Origin of the sequence: Delftia sp. S65, from assembly GCF_016516495.1 — a bacterium.
GTDB classification, from domain to species: domain Bacteria; phylum Pseudomonadota; class Gammaproteobacteria; order Burkholderiales; family Burkholderiaceae_C; genus Comamonas; species Comamonas acidovorans.
The window spans coordinates 32,929-49,904 of sequence record NZ_JACVUR010000003.1 but is presented as its reverse complement, the minus strand read 5'-3'; the positions used below and the strand labels follow the sequence as shown (position 1 = coordinate 49,904).

Below are 16,976 nucleotides of genomic sequence, written 5' to 3'. Positions count from 1 at the left end.
GCATTCTCAAAGCCAACTCTTAAAACTCAAACCAATAAGATTTCAGTTTGTTATTCCCAAAACATCTGAATCTCCACAAGACAAGGACTCAATTCCCCATGGCACGTACCGTTCACTGCATCAAGCTTGGCGTTGACGCTGAAGGCCTGGACTTCCCGCCCTACCCCGGCGAGCTGGGCAAGCGCATTTTCGAAGGCGTGAGCAAGCAGGCCTGGGCCGACTGGCTCAAGCACCAGACGATGCTGGTCAACGAAAACCGCCTGAACCTGGCCGACGCACGCGCCCGCCAGTACCTGGCCCGCCAGATGGAAAACCACTTCTTCGGCGGCGGCGCCGATGCTGCGGCCGGCTACGTGCCTCCTTCGGCCTGAGCCGCTTCGCGCCCTTTCACCGCCCCCGTCGCACCGCGCCGGGGGCGGTTTCATTTGCGGCACCGCAAACGGCCGCCGCCCAGAGACCGCCTACAATGCCCGCCTTCTTGCGCTGGACGGCGCAGTGGCCGCACACCCTGCGGCGCGGGCCGGTCTTCACCCGAGGTTTTCCGTGCTTCCATCCGTCTCCCTGCTGGAATCGTTCCAGGCATCGCAGTTCACCGTCATGCTGGTGATCTACCTCGTGGCCATCACGGCCGAAGCCATGTCGGGCGCGCTGGCGGCGGGCCGGCGCAACATGGACATCTTCGGCGTGGCCGTGATCGCCTTCGTCACCGCGCTGGGCGGTGGCACCATCCGCGACATGGTGCTGGGCCACTACCCCATCGGCTGGACGCAGCACCCTGAATATGTCTACCTGGTCATCTCGGCCGGGCTGCTGACCATCGTCGTGGCACGCCACATGCACCATCTCAAGCAGGTCTTTCTGCTGCTGGACGCTATGGGGCTGATCGCCTTCTCGCTGATCGGCTGCAACGTGGCGCTGGAGCTGGGCTACCCGCCCGTGGTGGTGGTGATGTCGGGCATGCTGACCGGCATCAGCGGCGGCATTCTGCGCGACGTGCTGTGCAACCAGGTGCCGGTCGTCTTCCGGCGCGAGCTGTACGCCAGCGTGTCCCTGGCCGTGTGCCTGCTGTTCCTGGGACTGCGCACGCTGGAAGTGGGCTCCAACCTCAGCACCGTCGTCTGCTTTGCCGGCGGACTCACGCTGCGCCTGGCCGCCATCCGCTTCAAGTGGCGGCTGCCCGTGTTCTCCTACCAGCAGCGCTGGGAGGAGTAGTTCTGCCCCTTGCCCATGTCCGAACCCATTGACTGGCTGCCCGATGGCACGCCCTACAGCCCGCGCTTCGGCGACCGCTACCACAGCGAACTCGGCGGCCTGGACCAGGCCCGCCACGTCTTTCTGGGCGGCTGCGGCCTGCCGGCGGCCTGGGCCGATGCGCCGCAATGGCGCATCCTGGAGACCGGTTTCGGGTTCGGGCTGAATTTCCTCGTGGCCTGGGAAGCCTGGAAGGCCGATCCCCGGCGCCCGAGGCTGCTGCATTTCGTCTCGGCCGAAGCCTTTCCCGTCAGTGCCGACGCCATGCGCCAGGCCATGCCGCACGAGCCAGGATTGCGCCTGCTGGCCGAAGACCTGGCCACCCGGTTCCAGGGCCTGCTGCCCGGCGTGCACCGCCTCGCCTTCGAGCAGGGCCGCGTGCTGCTGACGCTGTACATCGGCGATGCCCAGGCCATGCTGCGGCGCCAGCAGCTCACGGCCGACAGCATCTACCTGGACGGCTTCACGCCGGAACTCAACCCCGACCTCTGGAGTGCTGACACCCTGCGCGCGCTGGCGCGCCATTGCCGGCGCGGTACGCAGCTGTCCACCTGGTGCGTGGCACGCACGGTGCGCGATGCCCTGGCCCAGCACGGCTTTCAGGTGCGCAAGGTGGATGGCGTGCGCCCCAAGCGCCACAACCTGCATGCCGTGTTTGACCCGGCCTGGCAACCGCGCGGGCCGCGTGCACAGCCGCAGGAACCCATCACCCCACGGCGCTGCATGGTGCTGGGTGCAGGCATCGCCGGCGCGGCCGCTGCCGCCAGCCTGTCGCGCCGTGGCTGGCAGGTCACCGTGCTGGATGCTGCCGAGACGCCTGCAGCGGGCGCCTCCGCCCTGCCTGCAGGCCTGTTCTGCCCCCATGTCTCGCCCGATGACAGCCTGCTGTCCCGCCTGAGCCGCGACGGCGCACGCCTGACCCTGGCGCAGCTGCAAATGCTCTCCGGCCAGGGCCTGCTGCAACCGGGCACGGACTGGTGCGATACCGGCGTGCTGGAGCACGGCGTGGAAGCCGCCCCGCGGTTGCCGCGCGACTGGCAATCCCCCGGCCCGGGCGACCACTGGAGCCGGCCCGCAAGCGCCGATCAACTCTCGGCGGCCGGCCTGCCCGCCGACGCCCCGGCCTGCTGGCATGTGCAGGCCGGCTGGGTGCGCCCGGCGCGGCTGGTGCAGGCGCAGCTGGCGCTGCCCGGCGTGCGCTGGCAGGGCCGTGCCTGCGTGGCGCGTCTTGCATGCATCGACACAGCCGGTGGCGCGCCCGTCTGGCAGGCCCTGGATGCACAGGGCAATCTGCTGGCCGAGGCTGAACTGGTCGTTCTCACACTGGGCCCCGCAACGAATACGCTGCTGGAGCACAGCCTGGGCGCCCAGGCCGCCTGGCCGCTGCAGCCTATTCGCGGCCAGGTCAGCTGGGATGTGCACACCCCGGCCAGCGCGCAGGCCATGCCGCCCTTTCCCATCAACGGCCATGGCAACCTGGTGCCTGCCATGCCGCTGCCCGGCGATGCAGCCGGGCCAGGCTGGGTCATGGGATCGACCTTCGAGCGCGACCAGACCGCGCTGCCGCCCAGTGCCGAAGACCAGGCCGCCGCCCATGCAGCCAATGGCGCCAAGCTGGCGCAGCTGCTGCCAGGTGCCTACCAGGGCCTGCAAGGCTTCTTCGACGCGCCACCGCGCGCCACCTGGGGCGCCGTGCGCGTGGCCTCGCCAGACCGGCTGCCCGTGGTCGGACCGGTGTCCGATCAGGCTCCCGGCCTGTGGGCGATGACGGCCATGGGCTCGCGCGGGCTCACCCTGTCGCTGCTGTGCGGCGAGCTGCTGGCAGCACGCCTGCACGACGAACCGCTGCCCCTGGACGCCAGGCTGGCGGCTGCCCTGGCCAGCGAGCGCCTGGGCCGCAGGCGCTGAGCCGTTGTTACCCCCCCCCCGGGGACCGGCGGGGGGGGGTTCCCTGTTTCCCCGCGCCCCCTTGCCCCGGCGGGGCGGTACAACGGCCTGAAAGAAAACCCGAGTCTTCCCGCAGACGGTTTTTTGTCACTCGTTATGTTTGTTAATGCATATCGCTAGAATCCGGAACCTGTTTTCAAAAGGAAACAACCAGCCGCTCCCCGCGTTCAACCACACAAGAACCTGAAACCGTGACCCGCCAGCCCCGCTCCTGCGCTCCCGCATCCTCACCCGCCCTCTGCTCACCCTCGTTCCGCCTTCGTTCCACGCTGACACACGCCCTGCTGCTCGCAGGCCTGGCCGCCAGCACGCAGGCGCAAGCCCAGGTCGAGGCCCAATCGGGTACGCCTGCAGCACCGGCTTCGCAGACCTTCCAGTTGGGCACGGTCGATGTGCACGGTGCGCGTGATGAAGCCGAGGCCATATCCGGCGATGAACAGCGACTGGACGCCGCCGAGATGCGCCAGCGCAATGCCGACACCGTGGCCGACGCCGTGCGCCTGCTGCCGGGCGCCACGCTGTCGCGCAACAATCGCAACGAGGAAATGATTTACCTGCGCGGCTTCGATCCGCGCCAGGTGCCGGTCTTCGTGGACGGCGTGCCGTTGTACGTGCCCTATGACGGCTATGTGGACTTCGGCCGCTTCACCACCTTCGACCTGTCCGAGATCCGCGTGGCCAAGGCCGGCGCCTCGCTGATGTATGGCCCCAATACGCTGGGCGGCGCCATCAACCTGGTCACGCGCAAGCCGGTCAAATCCTTCGAGGGCGATGCGCGCATCGGCGCAGGCGCAGGCGGCGAACGCAAGGCCGCCGTGAACCTGGGCGGCAACCTGGGCACCTGGTACTACCAGCTTGGCGCCTCCTACCTGGACGCGGACAGTTTTCCGCTGCCCAAGGGCTTCAGGGACTTCAAGAAGCAGCCGACCGACACGGGCAACTACCGCGACAACGCCTACCGCACGGACAAGCGGCTGTCATTCAAGCTGGGCCTGACGCCCAATGCCACGGACGAATACGCGCTGGGCTATGTGCGCCAGGAAGGCGAGAAGGGCAACCCCGTGTATACCGGCAGCGCCACGGGCAAGAACGTCATCCGCTACTGGCGCTGGCCCTATTGGGACAAGGACAGCGTGTACTTTCTGAGCACCACGCGCATCAATGCCGACAACCTGCTCAAGACGCGCATCTACCACGACACCTACCAAAACGGCCTGGACATGTACACGGACGCGAGCTACACGCGCCATGACCCCACCAGCAGCTACAAGGACGTGAGCCAGGGCGCCAGCATCGAGTGGGCCAACTACAGTTTCAAGGGCCATGCGCTGCGCCTGGGCGCGCACTACAAGATCGACGAGCACACCGATGCCGCCTCGGCCAAGGACCCCAGCAAGCACTACCGCGACGTGACGCGCTCGCTGGTGATCGAGGACACGATCTCCCTGGCCGAGCGCTGGAGCCTGAACCTGGCGCTCAGCCACGACCAGCGCGATGCGCGCGAGGTCTACCAGTGGCCCACGGGCTCCGCCAGCGCCACCAATGGCGTGGCCAAGCTCGGCTATGCGCTGGGCGGCGGCAGCGAGGCGTATTTCATCGCCTCGCACAAGACGCGCTTTCCCACCATCAAGGACCGCTACTCGGCACGCATGGGCACGGCCCTGGTCAACCCCGACCTGCAGCCCGAGACGGCCAACCACTTGGAGCTGGGCGTCAGCGGCTCGCCCTGGCAGGGCGGCCAGGGCCAGGCCGCGCTGTTCTACAGCCGCGTGCGCAACCAGATCCAGACCGTGGTCGTGGCCTCGGCCGAATGCGGCGGCACCACCTGCAACCAGGCGCAGAACGTGGGGCGCACGCGCAACATCGGCATGGAGCTGTCCCTGGCCCAGCAACTGTCCGCGCAATGGGGCGTGAACGCCGGCTACACCTACCTGAACCGCCGCAACACCAGCGACTCCAGCATCACGCTGACCAACACGCCGCGCCACCGCCTGCTGGCCGGTGTCCAGTGGCGGCCGCTGGCGCAGTGGGAATTCAATGCCGAGGTCGAGACCGAGAAGGGCCGCTACGTGCCGCTGTCAGGCAGCGGCCAGTTGCAGACGCTCAAACTGTCGGGCTACGGCATTGCCAACCTGCGCGCACGCTACAAGCCGCGCAGCGACATCACCGTGGACTTTGGCGTGGCCAATATCGGCGACAAGTGGTACCAGTTCGATGACGGCCTGCCCATGCCGGGCCGCAGCTGGTATGTCAACCTGGGCTATCGCTTCTGAAGCCGGGTCGGAGACTGTGCCCGTGCCCGATTCCATGGAACCGATCTGCCACCCTCGCCGCCGCCTGCTGGGTGCCCTGCCCGCGCTGGCCGCCCTGAGCGGCTGCGCCAGCCTGCCGGCAGAAGCTGTCAGCGTCGACGTGGCCGTGGTCGGCGGCCTGTCGCTGTGCGGCGTCTGGCCGCGCCTGGCCGACATGGCGGGCCGCAGCCTGGGCCTGTCCGTGCGCACCGCCGTTGCCGCGCCCAAGGAGGGCGTGATTCCCGCCATGGCCCAGGGCCGCGCCCAGCTGCTGCTCATCCACGCCAGCGACGAAGCCATGTCGCTGGAGGCTGCCGGCCTGGCATCGGCCGCGCGGGTCTGGGGCTGGAACGAGCATGTGTTCGCCGGCCCAGCGCATGATCCGGCCGGGGTGCGCGGCGCGGCCGATGGCGTGGAGGCCATGCGCCGCATCGTTGCCAGCGGCTCGCCCTTCATCGCGCTGCGCGACCCCGGCAGCTATACCGTGGTCCAGCGCCTGTGGCGCCGCGCCGGCATACGGCCGGACGCCCGCTGGCTGCGCGCCGACACCGGGCCGCGCCCCCAGGCCGTGCTGCAGTTGGCGGCCGAGCTCCAGGCCTATGCCGTGGTCGGCCATATCCCGCTGCATTTCGGCAAGATGGGCGCGCCCGGCATCGAGCTGCTGCTGCACGGCGACCCGCTGATGCGCCGGCCCTATGTGCTGCTCACGCCCGGGCCGCGCCATCCGGCCGACGCTGGCCAGCGCCGCAGCGCGCAACGGCTGGCCGAGCATCTGCTGTCCGCACCGGGCCAGCAGGAACTGGCGCTGGCCAATGTGGCAGCCGGAGGTCCCTGGATCTTCGGGCGCGACAGCATGCCCCTGGTCAACGACACCGGCGGCGGCCAGGAGTAAAAACCTGCCTGGATTCCACAAGCACCGCATGCCATGAACTCACCTGCCACCCTGCCCCTGGCCGCTCTGGTCCATCCCGACGACGAGCATGCAATGGAGCTGCTGCTCGAACGCGTGGCACGCCGCCTGCAAGGCGCGGGCTGGCGCGTGGGCGGCCTGGTGCATCGCCAGGACCGCTATGCCAACGGCAACAAGCGCATGCAGCTGTTCGACCTGCGCAGTGACCGCCAATTCGAGCTGTCCCAGGACCTGGGCTGCGCCTCGCGCGCCTGCAGTCTCAACCCCCAGGCCCTGGCCCAAGCCAGCGCCGTGCTGCGCCAGGCGCTGGACGATGGCGTGGATCTGGTGGTCATCAACCGCTTCGGCATCGTCGAGGCCTCGGGCCAGGGCTTTGCCGCCGAATTCGCGGCCTTTGTCGAGGCCGGCACGCCCGTGCTCACGGCCGTCGCAGCCCGCCATCTTGAAGACTGGCGCAGGTACACCGGCAGCCTGCATGCCGAGCTGGCAGCCGATGAGGTGCAGATAGAGCAATGGTGCCAGGCACAGCTTGAGCGCCGTGGCTGCGCCAGCCCCATCCCCTGATTTTCATGACCGATCTTCTGTTCACCCGCCGCCGCTGGCTGGGCCAGGCCATGGCGGCACTGGCCTCATCGGCTCTTGTTCCCGGCCATGCCCAGGCAACCACGATTGCCGCCCGCATGGGGCAGATGCCGGACCCCGCCAAGCTGCGCCGCGTATTCGCGGCCGGACCGCCCGCAGGCGTGCTCGTGGCCACGCTGGCACCGCACAAGCTGCTGGGCTGGCCCCAGCAGCTGGACGATGTCTCGCGCGCCTATCTGGGGCCCACACTGCAGGCGCTGCCGCATCTGGGCCGCCTGTCCGGGCGCGGCAGCACCATGCCGCTGGAGTCGCTGCTGAAGCTGCAGCCCGACCTGGTGCTGGACGCCGGCACGGCCGATGCCACCTATATCTCGGCCACCGAGCGGCTGGCGCGCCAGACCGGCCTGCCCTGCGTGCTGATCCAGGGCTCGCTGGCCGACCACGCACGCCAGTTGCGCGAGGTCGGCGCCCTGCTGGGCGAGGCTGCGCGTGGCGAGACGCTGGCCCGCCATGCCGATGCCGTGGCGGCGCTGGCGCAGCGTGCCACCCAGGGCATGGCACCGGCCGAGCGCCCGCGCGTCTATTTCGCGCGCAGCGCCAATGGGCTGGAAACAGGGTTGGCGGGCTCCATCAATGTGGAAGCCGTCGAGTACGCGGGCGGGCGCAATGTGGCCGCCGATGCAGGGCGCGGCGGGCTCACGCGCGTGTCCATGGAGCAGATCCTGGCCTGGGACCCGCAGGTCATCGTCACGCAGGAACCCGGCCTTGCCGAGCGCATGCGCCAGGACCCGCTGTGGCGCGGCGTGGCCGCCGTGCGCTCGGGCCGCGTGCACTGCGCGCCGGTCTGGCCCTTCGGCTGGCTGGACGGGCCGCCCGGCGTCAACCGGCTGATCGGTGTGCGCTGGCTGCTGGAAAAACTCCACCCACAGGCGCCGGCCCTGCAGGGACTGCCGCCGTTGGAACGCGAGGTGCGCGACTTCTACCGCCTGTTCTACGGCGCCGACCTGTCGCCCGCAGCGCTGGGCAGGCTGATGGAGACTGCGCGTTGATGCCTGCCACAGGCGGCCGCATGGGGTGGGTGCTCGCGCTGGCCTTGCTGGCCGCCGTGCTGCTGTGGGCGCTGGCGGCAGGTCAGTTCTCCATCGCGCCGCAGCAGCTGTGGCAGTCGCTGCTGGCGCGCGCCACGGGCACGGCGTCCCCCTTGTCCGCCAGCGCCGAGACCGTGCTCTGGAACATCCGCCTGCCGCGCATCGCCGCAGGCCTGGCCGTGGGCGCCACGCTGGCGGCGGCAGGCGCGGCCTACCAGGGCATGTTCCGCAACCCGCTGGTCTCGCCCGACATCCTGGGCGTCTCGGCCGGTGCCGGCCTGGGCGCGGTGCTGGGCATCTTCCTGGGCTGGACCATGGCGGCCGTGCAGGCCCTGGCCTTTGGCGGCGGGCTGGCCGCCGTGGCCGTGGTGGTGGCCATCAGCGCCAGCGTGCGCCGCCATGACCCGGTGCTGGTCCTGGTGCTGGCCGGCATTGCGCTGGGCGCGCTGCTGGGCGCGGGCATCGCCCTGGTCAAGACGCTGGCCGACCCCAATACGCAGCTGCCATCCATCACCTTCTGGCTCATGGGCGGCCTGAGCGCCGTGACCCTGCCCGAGCTGGGTGCCACGGCACCCGTGATGCTGTGCGCCCTGCTGCCCCTGATGCTGCTGCGCTGGCGCATCAACCTGCTGGGCCTGCCTGACGAGGAGGCGCTGGCCCTGGGCGTGCCCGTGGCACGCCTGCGCCTGCTGCTGGTGGCCTGTGCCACGCTGGGCACGGCGGCGGCCGTGTCGCTGGCCGGCATCGTCGGCTGGGTGGGGCTGGTGGTGCCGCATGTGGCGCGCCTGCTGGTCGGGCCCAATTTCGTGCGCCTGCTGCCGGCCTCGGCGCTGCTGGGCGCGGGCTTCGTGGTTGCGGCCGACACCCTGGCGCGCAGCGCGACGCGCATCGAGCTGCCGCTGGGCATTCTCACGGCCCTGGTCGGCGCGCCCTTCTTTCTCTACCTGCTGTCGCGCACGGGGCGCAATGACTGAAGTGCAGGCCCCACCCGTGCTGCAGACGCTGGCCCTGGCCACGGGCCATGGGCGCCGGCGCGTCAGCCAGGGGCTTGACCTGGCCATTGCCGCAGGCGAGGTGCTGTGCCTGCTGGGCCCCAACGGCTGCGGCAAGACCACGCTGTTCCGCACCGTGCTGGGCCTGCTGGCGCCGCTGGCCGGAGAGGTGCGCGTGCAGGGCCAGCCCGTGCACAGCTGGCCGCGTGCCGAGTTTGCGCGGCGCGTGGGCTATGTGCCCCAGGCGCAGGCCGGCGTCTTCGGCTTCGAAGCGCTGGACATGGTGCTCATGGGCCGTGCCGCGCGCCTGCCTGCGCTGGCCCGGCCTTCAAGTGCCGACCGCGCCCTGGCGCTGGGCTGCCTGGAGCAGTTGGGCATCGCCCATCTGGCGCTGCGCCCCTATACCGAGCTGAGCGGCGGCGAGCGCCAGCTGGTGCTGATCGCACGCGCCCTGGCCCAGGAGCCCGCGCTGCTGGTCATGGACGAGCCCACGGCCAGCCTGGACTTCGGCAACCAGATCCGCGTGCTGGACCAGATTGCCGCGCTGCGTGCACGCGGCATGGCCGTGCTGCTGTCCACCCACCAGCCCGAGCATGCGCTGCAGGTGGCCGACCGCATCGCCCTGCTGGGCCGCGGCGGCCTGCAGGCCTGCGGTGCGGCGGCGCAAGTGGCGACACCGGCCGCGCTCGCTGCGCTCTATGGGGTGAGCGAGGCGGCGGTGGCGGCGCGGCTGCCGGCAATCCCTAAGGTCTGGGCGGGCGCCACTTCCAGCAAGGCGGTGGCGTCAAGGGCCGGCCTGCATCCTTGAGCAAGCGCTGCAGCAATTGCTGCTCGCTGTGGATGGAAGGATCGGCCAGCAGCCGGGCAAACCGGGCTCCTCCGTCCTGCATGCCGAGCGGGGCGGACGCTTGCATCAGCCACTCCAACTGGCGGCGCCGGGCCTGGGCCGCGGCGCGCTCGGTCGGGGTTTTGGCCAGCCGGCGTTGAATCGCCAGCCCAAAGCCCTCGTCCAGCACGGTCGATGAGCGCTGCGTCAGCAGGTGGGCTACATGCAGGCAGTCGGCCTCGCGCGCCGGGGTTTTGCCCATCGCTTCGGGTTTGCTGGCATCCAGCAGCGTCTTGTAGCCCGTCAAGGGAAAGGCTGTCCAGATACCTATTGCAGTGATCACCGCGCCTTCCTCGAGCCGGTAGTTCGGACTGCCACCCAGCGCCTGCAGCTCCTGTGGCGTGGGCGGATGGCGCAGCAAAGCGGACTGCATCCAGCGCACGCCGTCATACATGTGCAGGTCCGCGTAGCGGCTTTCGCGCGCTGCAACCAGCAGTTCCTGCGGTCCCAGCGCCTGCTGCATCAGCGCAGAGAAATTGCTGGGCTCCAGCGCCAGCCAGCGGCGCGCAGCCTCGGAGCGCACTTCGCCTTCGTCCTCAGGGGCCTTGGAGGCCAGCAGTTGGTAGGCCAGCGCATCCTGCCCTGCCCACTCCAGCGCGTCCTGGCGCCAGCCCTCGGCCTGGCTGACAGCGCTTTTGTCGCGGGGCGACAGATTGATCAGGATGGCCGCAAAGGCCAGATCGCGCCCGCTGCCGGAACCGGCCAACTGCGCCGCCACGCGATGCAGATACGCATCCCAGGCCGATTCCTGTGCGGATTCGTCGGGTTCAGGCGTGTCAGCTGTGTGCGCTGCTGACAACGGAGACGGCGGCTGTGCCGGCTTCTGGGCCTGCGCCTGAGCAGCAGTTGCCAATGCCAAGGCCAGCCCGATGGCGGCACAACGGTTTCGCATTCTGAAATCCTCCCTCTGGCCGAAAAGCATATCGGCCGCTCATGCGTTTGGCATGCCCAGCCCCACAAAGCCTGCTGCCATTCACTTATATCCATATCCACATACTTGCAGGACAAAACAATCGTTTGCTTCTATAAGGCCATTGCTTACATTTCCGTCCATGCAGGGTTCTGCGCGCGTTTCCCGCAAGTGCCTCGGTGCCACGCAATGAACCCCTGCACCGCCGCCACTGGCGGCAGTCGAAGACCCCACATCCGAAGCGCCATGTACCAATACACCGAATTCGACAAACAGTTCATCCGCCTGCGCGCCGAGCAGTTCCGTGACCAGCTCGAACGCTGGCAGGCCGGCAAGCTCTCGGAGGATGAGTTCAAGCCCCTGCGCCTGCAAAACGGCTGGTATGTGCAGCGCTACGCGCCCATGCTGCGCGTGGCCGTGCCCTACGGCGAACTGTCCAGCGCCCAGCTGCGCGTGCTGGCCCGCGTGGCCCGTGAGTACGACCAGCCCGACGCCGCCCTGCTGGCCGAGGCCCGCGCCACCCAGGACCGGCTGGGCGACATCCCGCTGCACGACGGCCGCCGCATCGGCTCCGACCTGAAGTTCGGCTACGGCCACTTCACCACGCGCACCAACGTCCAATACAACTGGATTCCGCTGTCCAAGGCCGCCGACGTGATGGACCTGCTGGCCAGCGTCAACCTGCACGGCATCCAGACCAGCGGCAACTGCATCCGCAACATCAACAGCGACGCGCTGGCGGGCATTGCCATCGACGAGATCGCCGACCCCCGCCCCTTCACCGAAATCCTGCGCCAGTGGAGCACGCTGCACCCCGAGTTCAGCTTCCTGCCGCGCAAGTTCAAGGTCTCCATCAGCGGCGCCGAGGAAGACCGCGCCGCGCTGGGCTGGTACGACGTGGGCCTGCAGTTGCTCAAGAACGAGGCTGGCGAGCTGGGCTTCAAGGTGCGCGTGGGCGGCGGCATGGGCCGCACGCCCACCATCAGCCCGGTGCTGCGCGAGTTCCTGCCCTGGAACCAGCTGATGAACTACCTGGAAGCCGTGATCCGCGTCTACAACCGCTACGGCCGCCGCGACAACGCCTGGAAGGCGCGCATCAAGATCCTCGTGAAGTCCGAGGGCCAGAACTTCATCGACCAGGTCGATGAGGAATTCCGCCAGATCGTCGAAGTCGAGGGTGGTCCCCACACCATCACGCAAGCCGAGTACGACCGCGTGGCCGCCAATTTCCGCGAGCCCGAGCTGGACCTGTCGCCCGCCAATGCCGAGGCCGAGACCCTGGCCCTGCTGCGCACGGCCGCCGAGGAAGACAAGGACTTCGGCCGCTGGCTGATCAGCAACGTGCGCCCGCACCGCCACCCGCAACTGCGCGCCGTGCTGCTGTCGTTCAAGCGCCTGGGCTACGCGCCGGGCGACGCCACGGCCGACCAGATGGATGCCGCCGCCGCGCTGGCCGACCAGTTCTCGGCCGGCGAGATGCGCGTCACCCATGAGCAGAACCTGCTGCTGCCCTGGGTGCGCCGCGACCAGCTGCCCCAGCTGTACAAGGCGGCCAAGGCCCTGGGCCTGGCCAAGCCCAACATCGGCCTGCTGACCGACATGATCGCCTGCCCCGGCGGCGACTTCTGCTCGCTGGCCAATGCACGCTCCCTGCCCATTGCCGAGGCCATCACCGAGCGCTACCAGGACCTGGACGAGCTGTGGGACCTGGGCGAGATCGACCTGCACATCAGCGGCTGCATCAACAGCTGCGGCCACCACCACAGCGGCCACATCGGCATCCTGGGCGTGGACAAGGACGGCAAGGAGTGGTACCAGATCACGCTGGGCGGCGCCGACGGCTCCCACCTGTCCGGCCCGGCCACGCCCGGCAAGATCATCGGCCCCTCGTTCAGCGCCGCCGAAGTGCCCGGCGTGATCGAAGCCCTGCTGGCCACCTACCGCGAGCAGCGCCAAAGCGAAGGCGGCCGTTTCGAGACCTTCCTCGCCACCGTGCGCCGCGTGGGCATCGACCCGTTCAAGGCCGCCGGCAATGCCGCCCGCCACCCCGCCAAGCACACCGAGGAAGCGGCCGCCTGACCCCAGGTGAGAGCCGCAGGAGATCCCCATGAAAATCATCGCCGCCCAAGAGCACCAAAGCCCGGCCGAAGGCCAGCAGACCATCATCGCCCCGGCCAATGACGCCGATCCCTTCACGCTGGATCTGACCGGCGTTCAGCGCATCGACCTCAACTTTCCCAAGTTCACCGATGGCCGCGCCTTCAGCCAGGCCCGCCTGCTGCGCAAGCGCCTGGGCTTCCAGGGCGAGATCCGCGCCACGGGCGACGTGCTGATCGACCAGCTGGTGCAGATGCAGCGCTGCGGCTTCGACGTGGCCGTGCTGCGCGAAGGCGTGGACATCGCCGACGCCCAGCGCCAGCTCGACCGCTTCCACGGCTTCTACCAGGGTGATGCCGTCCATCCCGAGCCCCACTTCGTCAAGGCGGCCTGACATGGGTGCGCAAAGCTTTCTGTCGCGACAGGCATCGGCCAAGGCCACCGAGGTCAACGGCCGTGCCAGCAGCGGCTTTGCCGACAAGCTGGCCGCCACCGAGGCCTTGCTGCGCGAGGCTGCGGCGCTGGGCGCCGAGGCCGTGACGCAGGCCTCCAGCCTGGGCGCCGAGGATGTGGTGATCACCGACATCATCCACCGCCTGGGCCTGGACATCCCCGTCTTCGTGCTGGACACCGGCGCGCTGCACACCGAAACCCTGGCCCTGCTGGAACGCACCCAGGCGCTGCCCGGCCTGAGCGTCAAGGTCTACCGGCCGCAGCTCGAATCGGTGATCCACTTCATCCGCGACAACGGCCAGGACGCCATGTACCGCAGCATCGAGCTGCGCAAGGCCTGCTGCGGCGTGCGCAAGATGGAGCCGCTGGCGCGCGCGCTGGCTGGCAAGAGCGCCTGGATCACGGGCCTGCGCCGCGAGCAGTCCAATGCCCGCGCCGACGTGCCCGCCGTGGACCGCAGCGAGGTCGAGACCAAGGGCCTGACCAAGTTCAACCCGCTGACCGACTGGACCCAGGGCGATGTCTGGCACTACATCGCCAGCCACGGCGTGGACTACAACCCGCTGCACGACCAGTTCTATCCCAGCATTGGCTGCGCACCCTGCACGCGCGCCGTCAGCCTTGGCGAGGACTTCCGCGCCGGCCGCTGGTGGTGGGAGGATGAAGCGGCCAAGGAATGCGGCCTGCATGCCAAGAAGTGAAGCCTGCAGGGTTTGACACCGATCTGATTGGAAACCAAGAAATGAATGCCCGTGTGGACACCTCCGTGCTGAGCCATCTCAGCAACCGCCACCTCGACGCCCTTGAAGAGGAAACCATCTTCGTGCTGCGCGAAGTGGCCGCCGCCTTCGAGCGCCCCACCCTGCTGTTTTCGGGCGGCAAGGACTCGCTGGTCATGCTGCGCTGCGCCGAGAAGGCCTTCGGCAAGGGCCGCATCCCCTACCCGCTGCTGATGATCGACACCGGCCACAACTTCCCGGAAGTGACCGATTTCCGCGACCTGCGTGCCAAGGAGCTCGGCGCCGAACTCATCGTGCGCAGCGTCGAGGACTCCATGGCACGCGGCACCGTGCGCCTGGCCCATCCGGGCGAAAGCCGCAACGTCCACCAGTCGGTAACGCTGCTGGAGGCCATCGATGAATTCCGCTTCGACGCCCTGATCGGCGGCGCGCGCCGCGACGAGGAAAAGGCCCGCGCCAAGGAACGCATCTTCAGCCACCGCGACAGCTTCGGCCAATGGCAGCCCAAGGCCCAGCGCCCAGAGCTGTGGACGCTGTTCAACACGCGTCTGGCCCCCGGCGAGCACTTCCGAGTGTTCCCCATCAGCAACTGGACTGAACTCGATGTCTGGCAATACATCGAGCGCGAGCAGATCGCCCTGCCCAGCATCTACTACACGCACAAGCGCGAAGTGGTGGAGCGCCGCGGCCTGCTGGTGCCCGTGACCGAACTCACGCCCCCGCGCGACGGCGAGGAAGTCGTGGTGCGCGACGTGCGCTTTCGCACCGTGGGCGACATCACCTGCACCTGCCCCGTGGAAAGCGAAGCCGCCACGGCGGCCGACATCGTGCTCGAAACCCTGGCCGCCGAAGTCAGCGAACGCGGCGCCACGCGCATGGACGACAAGACCAGCGACGCCTCCATGGAAAAGCGCAAGAAGGACGGATATTTCTGATGACCACCGCAAGCATTGCCGCCGACGCATCCGTCGCGGATTCCACGGCCACCCAGGCCAGCCAGGCCAGCCAGGCCACACAGCAGACTGCCGCCAACGCCTCGGCCTTGCGCTTCATCACCTGCGGCTCCGTCGATGACGGCAAGAGCACGCTGATAGGCCGCCTGCTGGTGGACACGCGCGCCGTGCTGCAGGACCAGCTGGCCGGCGTCACCAAGAGCGGCGAGACCGACCTGGCGCTGCTGACCGACGGCCTGTCGGCCGAGCGCGAGCAGGGCATCACCATCGACGTGGCCTACCGCTACTTCGCCACCGAAAGCCGCAAGTTCATCATCGGCGACGCGCCGGGCCATGAGCAGTACACGCGCAACATGGTCACCGCCGCCAGCAGCGCCGACGCCGCCGTGGTGCTGGTCGATGCCACCAAGCTCGACTGGAAGAACCCGCAGCTCACCCTGCTGCCGCAGACGCGCCGCCACAGCCTGCTGGCCCACCTGCTGCGCGTGCACTCGCTGGTGTTTGCCGTCAACAAGCTCGACGCCGTCGAAGACCCGCAACAGGCCTTCGTCCACATCCGCGGCGCGCTGGAGCGCTTCACGGCCGAGGCCGGCATTGCCTCCGCAGCCACCGTACCCGTCTCGGCCCTCAAGGGCTTCAACGTGGTCAACGCCGAGCCCGGCTGGGCCGGCTACGACGGCCCCAGCCTGCTGCAACTGCTGGAGCAGTTGCCCAACACGCCGACCGACACCGGCCTGGCGCTGGCCTTTCCCGTGCAGTGGGTGGAGAAATTCTCGTCCTCGGCCGATACCAGCCAGGGCCGCCGCGTGTTCTGGGGCCGCGTGGCCGCAGGCCGCGCACGCGTGGGCGACGCCGTGCAGATCCTGCCCAGCGGCCAGCAGGCCGTGATTGCCCAGGTGCTGGACCATGCCCGCGTTCCCGGCTCCATCGACGCAGGCCTGTCGGCCGGCATCACGCTGGACCGCGAGGTCGATGTCTCGCGCGGCGACTGGCTCGTCGCAGCCCCTGCGGCTGCAGCGGCCGCTGCCGATGACGACTTCGACGCCCAGGAAGCGCAGCCCGCATGGCCCAGCAAGCGCGAGTTGACTGCCACCGTGGCCTGGATGGACGAGCAGCCGCTGGTCCCCGGCCGCACCTACCTGGCGCTGCACGGCCACCGCTGGATCAAGGCCAAGGCCCGCCGCGTGGTGCACCGCCTGAACATCCACACGCTGGCCCAGGAAGAGGCCACCCAGCTGGAGCCCAACGCCATCGGCCGCGTGGAGCTGCTGCTGCAGGAAAGCATTCCCGCAGCGCCCTTCGCCCAGGCCCGCCAGTTGGGTGCGCTGATCCTTGTGGACACGGCCAGCCACGCTACCGCAGGCGCTGCACTGCTGGATTGAGCAACTGGACAGTCCCGCTTCGCGAGCCGGCACATGCCGGCTCGTGGGCTTTCGGAAAACCGCAGCAGTCCGCGCCAGAATCCTTGCCATGTGCGGGACTGGCTCCTGAAAAATTTTAGAATCCCGGGTTGATACCGACATTCACACTGCCATAAAAGACTCCCATGACTCACGTCGTCACCGAAAACTGCATCAAGTGCAAATACACAGATTGTGTGGATGTCTGCCCCGTGGACTGCTTCCGCGAAGGCCCCAACTTCCTCGTGATCGACCCTGACGAGTGCATCGATTGCGCCGTGTGCATTCCCGAATGCCCGGCCAATGCCATCTTTGCCGAGGAAGACGTCCCCGCCGACCAACTGGCCTTCATCAAGCTCAATGCCGAGCTGTCGCTGGAAAAGGGCTGGAAGAGCATCACCAAGCGCAAGGCCTCGCTGCCCGACGCCGACGACTGGAACGGCAAGCCCGGCAAGCTGGACCAGCTCGAACGCTGA

The 16,976-nt window shown here is 68.7% G+C and carries 16 protein-coding genes; 15 read left to right on the top strand and 1 reads right to left on the bottom strand.

Going from position 1 to position 16,976, the window contains the following annotated elements; genetic code table 11:
- Positions 1 to 98: 98 nt before the first annotated feature.
- The 9 genes from IAE24_RS03870 (at position 99) to IAE24_RS03830 (ending at position 9,869) form a co-directional block, all read left to right on the top strand.
- Positions 99 to 371: an oxidative damage protection protein gene (locus IAE24_RS03870; RefSeq protein WP_013801659.1), complete on the top strand. Its 273-nt coding sequence runs from the start codon at positions 99 to 101 to the stop codon at positions 369 to 371.
- A gap of 172 nt (positions 372 to 543) precedes the next feature.
- A complete protein-coding gene (locus IAE24_RS03865) occupies positions 544 to 1,212 on the top strand; it encodes a trimeric intracellular cation channel family protein (protein WP_012206442.1) in 669 nt (222 codons plus the stop codon).
- A 15-nt stretch (positions 1,213 to 1,227) separates the two neighbouring features.
- A complete protein-coding gene (mnmC, locus tag IAE24_RS03860; RefSeq protein ID WP_199959834.1) occupies positions 1,228 to 3,159 on the top strand; it encodes an FAD-dependent 5-carboxymethylaminomethyl-2-thiouridine(34) oxidoreductase MnmC in 1,932 nt (643 codons plus the stop codon).
- Positions 3,160 to 3,389: 230 nt separating this feature from the next.
- Positions 3,390 to 5,471 (top strand): TonB-dependent receptor plug domain-containing protein, encoded by a 2,082-nt coding sequence (locus IAE24_RS03855; RefSeq protein ID WP_199961139.1) that lies wholly within the window; start codon positions 3,390 to 3,392, stop codon positions 5,469 to 5,471.
- A gap of 22 nt (positions 5,472 to 5,493) precedes the next feature.
- Positions 5,494 to 6,381, top strand: coding sequence for a tungsten ABC transporter permease (locus tag IAE24_RS03850; protein WP_325100505.1), 888 nt, complete (start codon positions 5,494 to 5,496; stop codon positions 6,379 to 6,381).
- Positions 6,382 to 6,414: 33 nt separating this feature from the next.
- Complete coding sequence (locus IAE24_RS03845) at positions 6,415 to 6,963, top strand: DUF2478 domain-containing protein (RefSeq protein WP_034395316.1); 549 nt, start codon at positions 6,415 to 6,417, stop codon at positions 6,961 to 6,963.
- A 5-nt stretch (positions 6,964 to 6,968) separates the two neighbouring features.
- Complete coding sequence (locus IAE24_RS03840) at positions 6,969 to 8,030, top strand: iron ABC transporter substrate-binding protein (protein WP_199961140.1); 1,062 nt, start codon at positions 6,969 to 6,971, stop codon at positions 8,028 to 8,030.
- Positions 8,030 to 9,043, top strand: a complete 1,014-nt coding sequence (locus tag IAE24_RS03835; RefSeq protein ID WP_199961141.1) for a FecCD family ABC transporter permease — start codon at positions 8,030 to 8,032, stop codon at positions 9,041 to 9,043. The genes IAE24_RS03840 and IAE24_RS03835 overlap by 1 nt, the downstream gene beginning before the upstream one ends.
- Positions 9,036 to 9,869, top strand: coding sequence for an ABC transporter ATP-binding protein (locus IAE24_RS03830; RefSeq protein ID WP_199961142.1), 834 nt, complete (start codon positions 9,036 to 9,038; stop codon positions 9,867 to 9,869). Before IAE24_RS03835 ends, IAE24_RS03830 begins: the two co-directional genes overlap by 8 nt.
- Here IAE24_RS03830 and IAE24_RS03825 read toward each other — a convergent pair.
- Positions 9,805 to 10,839, bottom strand: a complete 1,035-nt coding sequence (locus IAE24_RS03825) for a hypothetical protein (protein ID WP_199961143.1) — start codon at positions 10,837 to 10,839, stop codon at positions 9,805 to 9,807. The genes IAE24_RS03830 and IAE24_RS03825 overlap by 65 nt on opposite strands.
- A 264-nt stretch (positions 10,840 to 11,103) precedes the next feature.
- Between IAE24_RS03825 and IAE24_RS03820 the strand changes: the two genes are divergently transcribed.
- The 6 genes from IAE24_RS03820 to fdxA all read left to right on the top strand — a co-directional run bounded on the left by IAE24_RS03820 (position 11,104) and on the right by fdxA (position 16,976).
- Positions 11,104 to 12,936: a nitrite/sulfite reductase gene (locus IAE24_RS03820; protein WP_199961144.1), complete on the top strand. Its 1,833-nt coding sequence runs from the start codon at positions 11,104 to 11,106 to the stop codon at positions 12,934 to 12,936.
- A 28-nt stretch (positions 12,937 to 12,964) separates the two neighbouring features.
- Entirely contained in the window at positions 12,965 to 13,348 is a 384-nt protein-coding gene (locus tag IAE24_RS03815; protein ID WP_012206452.1) for a DUF934 domain-containing protein, read from the top strand.
- Between the two features lies 1 nt (position 13,349).
- Positions 13,350 to 14,108: a phosphoadenylyl-sulfate reductase gene (locus IAE24_RS03810; protein WP_199961145.1), complete on the top strand. Its 759-nt coding sequence runs from the start codon at positions 13,350 to 13,352 to the stop codon at positions 14,106 to 14,108.
- Positions 14,109 to 14,149: 41 nt separating this feature from the next.
- The gene (cysD, locus tag IAE24_RS03805; protein ID WP_013801646.1) at positions 14,150 to 15,082 is read left to right on the top strand and encodes a sulfate adenylyltransferase subunit CysD; all 933 of its coding nucleotides are present in this window, start codon (positions 14,150 to 14,152) and stop codon (positions 15,080 to 15,082) included.
- Positions 15,082 to 16,482: a sulfate adenylyltransferase subunit 1 gene (locus IAE24_RS03800; protein WP_199961146.1), complete on the top strand. Its 1,401-nt coding sequence runs from the start codon at positions 15,082 to 15,084 to the stop codon at positions 16,480 to 16,482. Before cysD ends, IAE24_RS03800 begins: the two co-directional genes overlap by 1 nt.
- Before the next feature lie 164 nt (positions 16,483 to 16,646).
- On the top strand, positions 16,647 to 16,976 hold the full coding sequence (gene fdxA / locus IAE24_RS03795; RefSeq protein WP_012206456.1) for a ferredoxin FdxA: 330 nt from the start codon (positions 16,647 to 16,649) through the stop codon (positions 16,974 to 16,976).